This window comes from Pseudomonas sp. MM227 (genome assembly GCF_947090715.1).
Taxonomy (GTDB): Bacteria; Pseudomonadota; Gammaproteobacteria; order Pseudomonadales; family Pseudomonadaceae; genus Aquipseudomonas; species Aquipseudomonas baltica.
Window position 1 is genome coordinate 2,974,120 of record NZ_OX352319.1, and the last position, 9,183, is coordinate 2,983,302.

The following is a 9,183-nucleotide window of genomic DNA, read 5'->3' on the forward strand; positions in this document are numbered from 1 at the left end:
GGCCGCGCCCCGAGCGCGGCCCGGCGGCACCCTAGCCAGCCTTGACCGGCTCTTCTTCGGCAGGTTCGGTGTTCTGCATCTGTTCCTGCACCATGTGCTCATCCACCCGCGGGTCCAACGCTGCGGCCAACGGCGAGTTGGCGGCCGGCATGGCCACGTGATGCAACGGTGCGTCGTCCACGACGTGCAGGTTGGTCACTGCCTTCGGCCTGATCCGCCATACCAGCACCACGGCGAAAAAGCTGAAAAAGGCATACAGCATCTGGCTGCCGAACTGCTTCATCAGCACCCCTGCCACCAGTGGGCCGATACAGGCGCCCACACCGTAGGTCACCAACAGCATGGCGGTCAGCGAAACACGCCGATCGGCCTCCACATGGTCGTTGGAAAACGCCACGGCCAACGGGTACAGCGAGAACTGCAGCAGCGACACCAGGAAGCCGGCGGCGAACAGCACCTCCAGCGGCACGGCCGGAATCAGCGCCAGCGGCAGCGCGGCAATGGCGATACCGACTGCCACGCAGCGGATCAGCAGCGCACGGTCGTAACGGTCCGACAGCCAGCCCAACGGCCACTGCACCAGCAACCCGGCGAAAATGCACGAACCCATGAACAAGCCGACCTGCTCGGTGCTCAAGCCCTGCGCCGAGGCATACAGTGGCGCCAGACCGTAGAACGAGCCGACGATCAGGCCTGAGCCCAGCACGGTGCTCAGTGACTGCGGCACACGACTGATGAAGAAGCGTGGCTCCATGGGCGCCGGGTGCATGGGCGCAGGGTGAATGCGCCGCGTCAGAGCCACAGGCACCAGGCACAGGGCGAAGCACAGCGCGACCAGCATGAGCAGTTCCAGCCCCAGTTGCGGATGCACCACCAGAATCAGCTGGCCCAGGACCAGGCCCAGGTAGGAAGCGATCATGTAGCCGCTGAACACCGCTCCGCGCTGCTTGCTGTCGGCCTGCTCGTTGAGCCAGCTTTCGATCACCATGTACTGGCACATCATGCCCAGACCGACGATGACCCGCAGGAACAGCCAGGCTGGCAGGTAGTTCACCAGGCCATGGCCCAGCACGGCGGCGCCGACGATACCGGCGCAGGTGGCATAGGCACGGATATGGCCCACGCGGGCGATCAACCTGTGGCCGATCTTGCCGCCCAGGGCCAGGCCGAAATAGTTGGCGGCCATCAGCGCACCCACCCACAGGCTGTCGACCTGCTCGGCCGACAGGCGCAGGGCCAGGTAGGTACTCAACAAGCCAGAGCCGATCAGCATCATCAGTGAGGCGAAGTACAGGGCTCGAAAGTTTTTCCAGATTTGGCGCATTGCAGGTCCGCGGTAAAGGGTGTCGGAACGATCGATTCACAGGCAACGCCCTTTTCCGCCACCTCGGCTGAGCGCGGCGGGGAAAATCGTCACCTGCATACAAGCTGTTGCAGGATCAAGCCTGGGCCGCCAGCACCCGGCGTTCCCAAGGAGTGATTTCGTCGAAGAAACTCGCCAGCTCCAGGGTCTTGGTCGCAATGTAGCCTTCGATGAACACATTGCCGAACAGTTCCCTGGCCAACGGGCTGCGCTTGAGACGCTCCAGGGCCGCATGCAAGGTACATGGCAACGACAATTCTTCGGGCACGGCAAGGTCGCCCTGCATGGGCTGCGAGGGCTCGAGCCGGTGTTCGATGCCGTGCAGGCCGGCGGCGAGGCTGGCGGCGATGGCCAGGTAGGGATTGGCATCGGCGCCGGGCAGACGGTTCTCGACCCTGCGGGCGCAGGCAGCGCTGGCCGGTATGCGCAGCCCGGCGGCGCGGTTGTCATGGGACCAGCAGGCATTGTTGGGCGACGCATAGGGCTGACACAGGCGCTGGTAGGAATTCACGTTGGGCGCCAGCAGCGCCGTGAAATCGGCCATGGCCGCCTGTTGCCCGCCGATGAAATGACGGAAGGTGTCGGTGGGCCGGTCATCGGCATCGTTGAACACGTTCAGGCCGGTGTCCAGTGCCACCACGCTCTGGTGTATGTGCATCGAACTGCCAGCCACCCGTGCCAGCGGCTTGGCCATGCATACCACGCTCAACCCATGCTTGAGCCCGACTTCCTTGAGCACGTGCTTGAACAGGAAGGTTTGGTCGGCGAGCAGCAGCGGATCACCATGCAGCAGGTTGATCTCGAACTGGCTGACGCCCATTTCGTGCATCACCGTGTCGCGCGGCAGCCCCAGCGCTGCCATGCTGCGATAGACCTCGTTGAAAAACGGCCGCAAGCCATTGTTGGACCCCACGCTGAACGCACTGCTGCCATCCTCGCGTCGGCCATCCAGCCCGATCGGCGCCTGGAACGGCAGTAACGGGTCGGGATTGGCGGCGAAGACGAAGAATTCCAGCTCGGTCGCTACCACCGGGGCCAAGCCCAGGCGCGCATAGCGTGCAACCACTGTCTTGAGCAGACCGCGGGTCGACAGCGGGGATGACCCGCCGGTCAACTCCTCGGCATCGCAGACCACCCAGGCACGGGGCGGCTCGCTCCAGGGCAGGCGCTGCAACCGAGTCAGGTCGGCCACCAGTGCGACGTCGCCGTCGTCGGCGCCGTAGTAGCGGCTGGGCGGATAACCGCCCATGATGCATTGCAGCAGCACGCCGCTGGCCAGTTGCAGACGACGACCCTCCAGGAACCCTTCTGCCGTCATGACCTTGCCTCGCGGTACGCCATTGAGATCAGGTGTGACGCATTCGATTTCATCGACACCGCTCAAACGCTCGGCGACCGTACGCAGTCCTTCGCTACTCATTTCTCTGCCCTTGACGCTCAATGCCGTACTCGGCGATGTACACAAAATACGCAACGCAGCGGGCGGGTGACAAGCCACCTGCAGGAAGCGTTGCGAACAAGTCGCTTGCCGATAGCGTAGCGCCAGTACACAGTGTAGTGACTTGGATCCAAGCAGCTCGATGCTGCGCCTTGTTCGTCGGCTCGGCGAACAGCAGGAATGATACACATGGATGTTTTGGCTGCACTGTTTCACCCGCTTGAACCGCGTCTTCTCATGCTTTGCAGCGATACCTCACGGAGCGACTCGCTCGAGCGCTGCCTTCACCACCTTTCCCTGCCCGTCGAGGGCCTGCAGCCGGACTTGCAGCCGACATTCGACTACGAAAAGAGCCGGCACAAGGCCATTCTCGTCGAGCCTGCCCGTGGCGAACGACAACAGGGCGTCCGCTGGGTCGACGACATCCGTCGAGGCAACAGCTGGGCGTCGGTGCTGGTCGCCCTGACCGGCGCCGACCCCGCCATTCGCCAAGCCTACCAACACGCAGGGGCCGACCACGTGCTGCGATTGCCGGGCCCGGAGCAGGAGCGCGAAGCATTCTACCTCGCGCTGTTCCAGAACCCCGACTACTGGAATCTGGCCCCACCGGTGCTGGATCCCGTACGTCTGTGCCTGGAAGACGCGACGCGACGCCTGGACCTGACCTTTGTGCAGGTTCAGGTGGTCCTGGCGCTGCTCTACGCCCCTCATCACCAGCTGAGCTTCGACGATCTGGCGCAACTGCTGGGGCTTAATATGCGCACCTACGACGTGCGGGTGGTGGAGAAATTCGTCAGTCGCCTGCGCAGCAGCATTCGCCGAGCCTTCGGCACCCATGTCATCCAGAGCGTACGCGGCACCGGCTACCGCCTGATTCGCGGCTGCATCTCGCCCCCGCCCATCGCCTTTCGCTGAAAAGCGTTTTTCGACTGACCGATGGCCATTGGCGATTTTTTCAAAGCGTACTAGCCTTGAATTGATAGAGAAATTGGATCCAGCACCACGTTTTGAAGGAACGACCCCATGCCTACGGACCTTGGCAACAAATATTCTTCCGTCTATACGCAGCTCTATACGGCCCATCAAACAGCGGATGATGCGCAGCTCGCACACGGCCGCTGGTGGTTCAACGACATCGACCGAACCCTGACCCAGAATGGCATCAGCGTGGCCTTGACGCGCACCGAGTGCTCGCTGCTGAGCCTGCTCGCCTTCAGCAGCGAGCGGGTGGTCAGCAAGGAAGCGCTGATCGCCGGACTGGGCAAGAACCCCAGTCAGTACAACGGTCTGGAAATGTCCCTGAGCCGCCTGCAAAGCAAGTTTGGCCAATGCAGCGGTGGCGAACGCCTGATCCGCTCGGTACGCAACCGCGGCTATTGCCTGGCCCAGGTGGTGCGTTCGGCGTATTGCCCAAGCTGGAAATCGCCGGGGGCCAGGCTGCCGAGCCCCCCTGCTCTTCCTAGCGTTCGCGCAGGGCTTCCTTGGCCCTGTTCAGCGGCTTTATCAAATAATCCAGCACTGTCTTGTGGCCTGTGGTGATGTCGACCGTGGCGATCATGCCGGGGACGATGGCGAATTTCTTCCCGGCCTTGTTCTCCAGCGAGTCGGAATCGGTGCGGATGAACACCCGGTAATAGAACACCTCGGGTTTCACTTCATCCTGGATGGTATCGGGCGAGATGGTCACCACCCGGCCGTCGAGCCCGCCGTAGATCGAATAGTCATAGGCGGTGATCTTTACCTTGGCTTGCTGATCGGGATGAATGAAAGCGATGTCGCGGGGTGAAATTCTCGCTTCGATCAGCAGGCGCTCGTCCAGCGGCACGATCTGCATCAATTGGCCATTGGGCGGCACCACGCCGCCGATGGTGGTGACTTCGATGTCCTTGACGATGCCACGCACGGGCGAGCGCAGGGTCAGGCGCGACACCGAATCGGAGCGGCCCTTGAGCACCGCGGTCAGGGTTTCCACATCGGCATTGGCCTTGGCCAGCTCCTCGCGGGCCCGCACCATGTAATCGGAACGGGCTTCGGTGAGCTTGAGCTCGAGCTCAGAGCGCTGCCGATTCAGCCGCAGTACTTCCACCCGGCTGGCCGCACCGGTTCTGGCCAGGTTTTCGGTGATCTGCAATTCGCTGCGCACCAGCCGCAGGGATTCGTTGATGCCGGCCAACGAGTCATCCAGGCCACGACGGCGAACGTTGTACAGCTCGGTTTCGGCCTTGAGCAAAGCCGGATAGGCGTCGAGCTCGGCCGGGAATTTCAGGGGCTTGAGGCCCACTTCGGCCTGCAGGCGGGCGACACTGGCCAAGGTCGCGCGGTATTTCGCCGCGCTCTCGCCGAAGTTGGATTCGGTCTTGGTCGGGTCCAGCTGGGCCAGCACCTGGCCGCGCTCGACGATTGCCCCTTCGGTGACGTTCATCTCGGCCACGATCCCGCCTTCGAGCGACTGGATCACCTGCTCCCGCGAGCTGGGGATGACTTTGCCGGTGCCGGTGGAGACTTCCACGACCTCGAAAAAGAATGCCCAGACGAAGAATGCCAGCAGCATCGCCACCGCGACCCACACCACGCGGGTCGCGCGTACCACGGTGGAGTCGTCCACACCGTCCTGGTAATACGACTGGCCTGGCGCACCGTCTTCGCTGAGCAGCGGGATGCGCTTGAATTCACCGGAGCCCAGCACCTTGAAAGACTTGCCTGTGTCCATTGCCCTGCCCTCCTTCATTGAGCCGCGCCCTTGGGACGCGACAGTTTGGCGATGGCGTTTTCCTTGGTGTCGTCGATCACCACCTGACCGTTGTCGACCACGATGATCCGGTCGACCAGGGCCAGCACGCTGGTGCGGTGGGTGGCCACGATGATCGTGCGGCCCTGGCCCCAGGTCGCCAGGTTCTGGATCAGCCGGCGTTCGGTGGTTTCGTCCAGCGACGCGGTGGGCTCGTCGAGCAGCAGGATGTGCGGCTGGCGGATCAGCAGACGCGACAGCAGCAGCGATTGGCGCTGACCACCCGACAGGCCGAGGCCGCCTTCGAGAATCAAGTGATCCATGCCGGTCGGGCACTGGCGCACGAAATCCAGCGCGCCGGTGATTTCCAGTGCAGCGATGATCTCCTGGTCCGATGCCTGCCCGGCACCCATGATCAGGTTCTCGCGCAGGCTGCCGTGGAACAGCCGCGAGTTCTGCGTGAGCAGGCCGATGTCGCGGCGCACGTCGGCAGGGTCGATATGGCCCAGGGCAACGCCGTCGAGGCTGATGCTGCCGCCGCTCAGGTCCAGGCCACCGGCCAGGGCCTGGAGCAAGGTCGACTTGCCGGCACCGTTGCGGCCAAGCACGGCGATGCGCTCGCCCGGCGCGATGCTCAACTCGTTGACGGTCAGTGCCGGAGTGCGCGACTCCTCGCTGTACTTGAAGCTGGCGCGCTTGAGCTCGTAGCGCCCGCCGATCACCGGCAGGTGCACGCGCTGGGCGCCTTCGGGGTGATCGACCGGCAGCAGCATCAAGCGGTTGAGGCCTTCGAGGGCAACCTTGGCCTGCTGCCAGCGGGTCAGCACATGGGTCAGCTGCGAGACCGGCGCCATCATCCGCGAGGCCAGAATCGAGGCGGCCACCAGGCTACCGGTGGTGAGGTCGCCGGCGATCACCATGGGCGCGCCGAACACGATGACGATGGCGAACACCGCGCTCTGCACGTTCTGCGTCCAGGCCACCAGGCCGTTGGTCAAGGTGCGCAGGCGCAGGCTGCTGTCTGCCGCCACGGCGTTGTAGTGGTTCCATTGCTGCTGGAAGCGCTGCTCGGCCTGCAGGCTCTTGATGTCGTCCATGCCCTGCACGGTTTCTACCAGCATGGCGTTGCGCAGCGCTGATTCGCGCATGGATTCGTTGGCCAATCGCGCCAGCTTGCGCTGGGCCATCAGCCCAGGCACCACCATCGCCACCAGTGCGCACAGGGGAATCAGCACCAGTGGCCCGCCGATCAGGTAGAACACCACCAGGAAGATCAGGAAGAACGGCAGGTCAGCCAGGGCCGTGGCAGTGCTGGAGGTGATCAGGTCACGCAGCGATTCGAGTTCGCGCAGCTGCGAGATGAACGAACCGGTGGACTTGGGCCGCGCCGAGTTGCGCAGGCGCATCGCGTGGCCGAAGACCAGGTCGCTGACGCGCAGGTCGGCGCGCTTGCCCAGCAGGTCGGTGATCTTCATGCGCATGATGCGCATGATGAAGTCGAAGGTGATCGCCAGCAGCACGCCGCCGAACAGCACGTACAGGGTGGGCAGCGATTCGGCCGGGATCACCCGGTCGTAAACCTGCATGGAGAACAGCACTCCGCCCAGGCCGAGGATGTTGGCCACCAGCGAGGCCAGCATGACGTGCCCGTAGGGCCTGAGGTCGCGCAGCACGATCTTGCGGAACCAGTGCTCGTCGTAGGGCTTGATATAGTCGTTGGTGCGCACGTCGCTGACCGGCCGGGCCGGACGCAGGATCACCGTGCGCAGGGCGTTGTCGAGCAGGGTCTGGCGGTCGATGCTGCTCTGCAGCCCTTGGTCGCCGCTATAGGCGATGCCGATCTGCTCGTCATCGCCGAGCACCTGGATGATGCCGACCTGGCCGTCCTTGAGCTGCACCACCAGCGGCGTGCGCCACTGGGTCAGGGTGGTGGGGTCGTAGCGGGCGAACTTGATCGTCAGGCCGGCCTGCCGGGCCATCTGCCGCAGGACGTCCTCGACGCTGGAATCGTCGGCACGCAGCGATGCGATACGCACGTTTTCCGCCGAGCACTCCAGGCGGTAGTGACGCGCCACACCGAGGATCGCGTCGAGCCAGACCCGGTAGTCCTGGCGCGAGAAGGTTTGCGCGGGTTGTACCGATTCCGCGTCCAGGGGCAGGTTCACGGCATCGTTCATGGCAGTATCTCCACGCCTTGGATGGTGCTTTGATCGATCCGGTAGGCACTGCGCAGGGCGCCAGTGCTGTACAGGCAGTCCACCTGCAGGCGGCGCAGGTCAGCTTCGGTATTGGCCAGGTCGAAGCGCGACTGGTGGATCTCCTGCTCGGCGTTGAGCAGGTCGAGCAGTGGCCGCGTGCCCAACTCCAGGTATTGCTGGCCGTACAGCTCGCGGGCTTCGGAAATGCTGCCCTGGCGCGACTGCAGCGAGCCGAGCCGGCGGTCCAGGCTGGCAGTTTGCGCCTGCGCTTCGAACAAGCCCTGGCGCGCCTGCAGGCGGGCGGCATCTTCGGCCGAGTCGGCGGCAGTCAGGGCATAGGTAGCTGCGGCGGTACGCGCGGTGGTGGCACCGCCCTGGTAGAACGGCACGTCGAGGTTGATGAAGATGCCTGCCTGGGTACGGTCGATATTGGAATTGTTGCTGTTGTAGTTGCTGTCCAGGTAGTGGTTCAGCGTGGGGTCGACCGATAGCGTCGGCAGCCCATCGGCACGGGCCTGGCGAATGGCCGCCTGGGCCTCGACCCGTTGCGCGTTGGCTACCAGGATGCCGGGCAAGGCGTTCATGTCCGGTTCTGCAGCGTTGCAGGAGGCCAGCAGCGACGGCGGAAAATCGTCGTTGACGTCGAACGGCGCAGCGCGTCCGACCAGGTTGATGAGGTTGGCTCGCCAGCGGTTGTACAGCGCCTGATACTGCAGCAGGGTGGCACGCGCGCCGTCTTCTCGGGACCTGGCCTGGACCACGTCCGAACGCGTGGCGGCGCCCATGTCGCTGCGCTGACGTGCCAGCTCGGCAATGCCGGCGATGCCCTTGATCTGCTCGCGAGCCACCTGAAGCAGGCGTTGATAGCGCTGCACCTCGATGTAGGCCTGGGAGGTGTCGCGCGCCACCTGATCGATGCTCAGCAGTACCTGGGCCTGACTGCGGGCGACGCGGGCCTTGGCAACGTCGACCGCACTGTCGACCTTGCCGAAGTCGTAGAGCATCTGCTTGAGCGAAATGTTCACCGCCTGGCTGGTGCCACTGCCACCGTAGGAACTGTCGAGACCACCACGCAGCCCGCCGGTGATGCGTGGATAGTAGCCGGCACGCGCCACGTTGATGCCTTCACCTTGCTGGTACAGGGTGCCGATCGCCTCGCCGATGCTCGGATGCCATTCCACCGCCAGGCGGACGGCCTGGACCAGGCCCAGCTGGGTGCCGGAGGCCGGCGCGGCCAGATCGGAATCGTCGAGCCTCGCCCCCGCCGCCGTTGCACCGGACGCAATCGCAGGCCTGGCGACATTGCGTGGACGCGGCCGAGCGGTCTGCTCGGGGCGGGTTTCCAAGCGGCTCGGGCTGATGACCTTGAGCCCGGGTTCGAGGGTGTCTGCGGCATGTGCCGGCAGGCTGTAGAGAGGTGTGATGCCCAGTGCCAGAACGGCCACTGAAATATGTG

General features: G+C 64.3%; 7 protein-coding genes. 2 read left to right on the forward strand and 5 right to left on the reverse strand.

The genetic code is table 11. The features are described 5' to 3' along the window. Positions 1 to 31 precede the first annotated feature (31 nt). The gene (locus ONG87_RS13465; RefSeq protein ID WP_185794497.1) at positions 32 to 1,324 is read right to left on the reverse strand and encodes an MFS transporter; all 1,293 of its coding nucleotides are present in this window, start codon (positions 1,322 to 1,324) and stop codon (positions 32 to 34) included. A 115-nt stretch (positions 1,325 to 1,439) separates the two neighbouring features. Beyond that, positions 1,440 to 2,681, reverse strand: coding sequence for a glutamine synthetase family protein (locus ONG87_RS13470; protein WP_264382858.1), 1,242 nt, complete (start codon positions 2,679 to 2,681; stop codon positions 1,440 to 1,442). A 309-nt stretch (positions 2,682 to 2,990) separates the two neighbouring features. Between ONG87_RS13470 and ONG87_RS13475 the strand changes: the two genes are divergently transcribed. Together ONG87_RS13475 and ONG87_RS13480 are read left to right on the forward strand one after the other, a co-directional pair. After that, positions 2,991 to 3,716 carry a helix-turn-helix domain-containing protein gene (locus ONG87_RS13475; protein WP_163007416.1) on the forward strand — a complete coding sequence of 242 codons (726 nt, stop codon included), beginning with the start codon at positions 2,991 to 2,993 and terminating at the stop codon, positions 3,714 to 3,716. A gap of 108 nt (positions 3,717 to 3,824) precedes the next feature. Continuing rightward, a complete protein-coding gene (locus ONG87_RS13480; protein WP_264381422.1) occupies positions 3,825 to 4,340 on the forward strand; it encodes a winged helix-turn-helix domain-containing protein in 516 nt (171 codons plus the stop codon). Here ONG87_RS13480 and ONG87_RS13485 read toward each other — a convergent pair. The 3 genes from ONG87_RS13485 to ONG87_RS13495 are packed head-to-tail and all read right to left on the reverse strand — an operon-like array spanning position 4,261 to position 9,172. Then, entirely contained in the window at positions 4,261 to 5,511 is a 1,251-nt protein-coding gene (locus ONG87_RS13485; protein ID WP_192058172.1) for an HlyD family type I secretion periplasmic adaptor subunit, read from the reverse strand. The two genes, ONG87_RS13480 and ONG87_RS13485, sit on opposite strands and share 80 nt — an antisense overlap. Before the next feature lie 14 nt (positions 5,512 to 5,525). Further along, a complete protein-coding gene (locus ONG87_RS13490) occupies positions 5,526 to 7,706 on the reverse strand; it encodes a type I secretion system permease/ATPase (RefSeq protein ID WP_264381423.1) in 2,181 nt (726 codons plus the stop codon). Continuing rightward, on the reverse strand, positions 7,703 to 9,172 hold the full coding sequence (locus tag ONG87_RS13495) for a TolC family outer membrane protein (protein WP_264382859.1): 1,470 nt from the start codon (positions 9,170 to 9,172) through the stop codon (positions 7,703 to 7,705). The genes ONG87_RS13490 and ONG87_RS13495 overlap by 4 nt, the downstream gene beginning before the upstream one ends. Between the last annotated feature and the right edge of the window lie 11 nt (positions 9,173 to 9,183).

Bases quoted from the DNA above. Each gene is read 5' to 3' on its own strand.
- ONG87_RS13480 (WP_264381422.1), top strand. From the start codon at position 3,825: ATGCCTACGGACCTTGGCAACAAATATTCTTCCGTCTATACGCAGCTC.
- ONG87_RS13465 (WP_185794497.1), bottom strand. From the start codon at position 1,324: ATGCGCCAAATCTGGAAAAACTTTCGAGCCCTGTACTTCGCCTCACTG.
- ONG87_RS13490 (WP_264381423.1), bottom strand. From the start codon at position 7,706: ATGAACGATGCCGTGAACCTGCCCCTGGACGCGGAATCGGTACAACCC.
- ONG87_RS13470 (WP_264382858.1), bottom strand. From the start codon at position 2,681: ATGACGGCAGAAGGGTTCCTGGAGGGTCGTCGTCTGCAACTGGCCAGC.
- ONG87_RS13485 (WP_192058172.1), bottom strand. From the start codon at position 5,511: ATGGACACAGGCAAGTCTTTCAAGGTGCTGGGCTCCGGTGAATTCAAG.
- ONG87_RS13475 (WP_163007416.1), top strand. From the start codon at position 2,991: ATGGATGTTTTGGCTGCACTGTTTCACCCGCTTGAACCGCGTCTTCTC.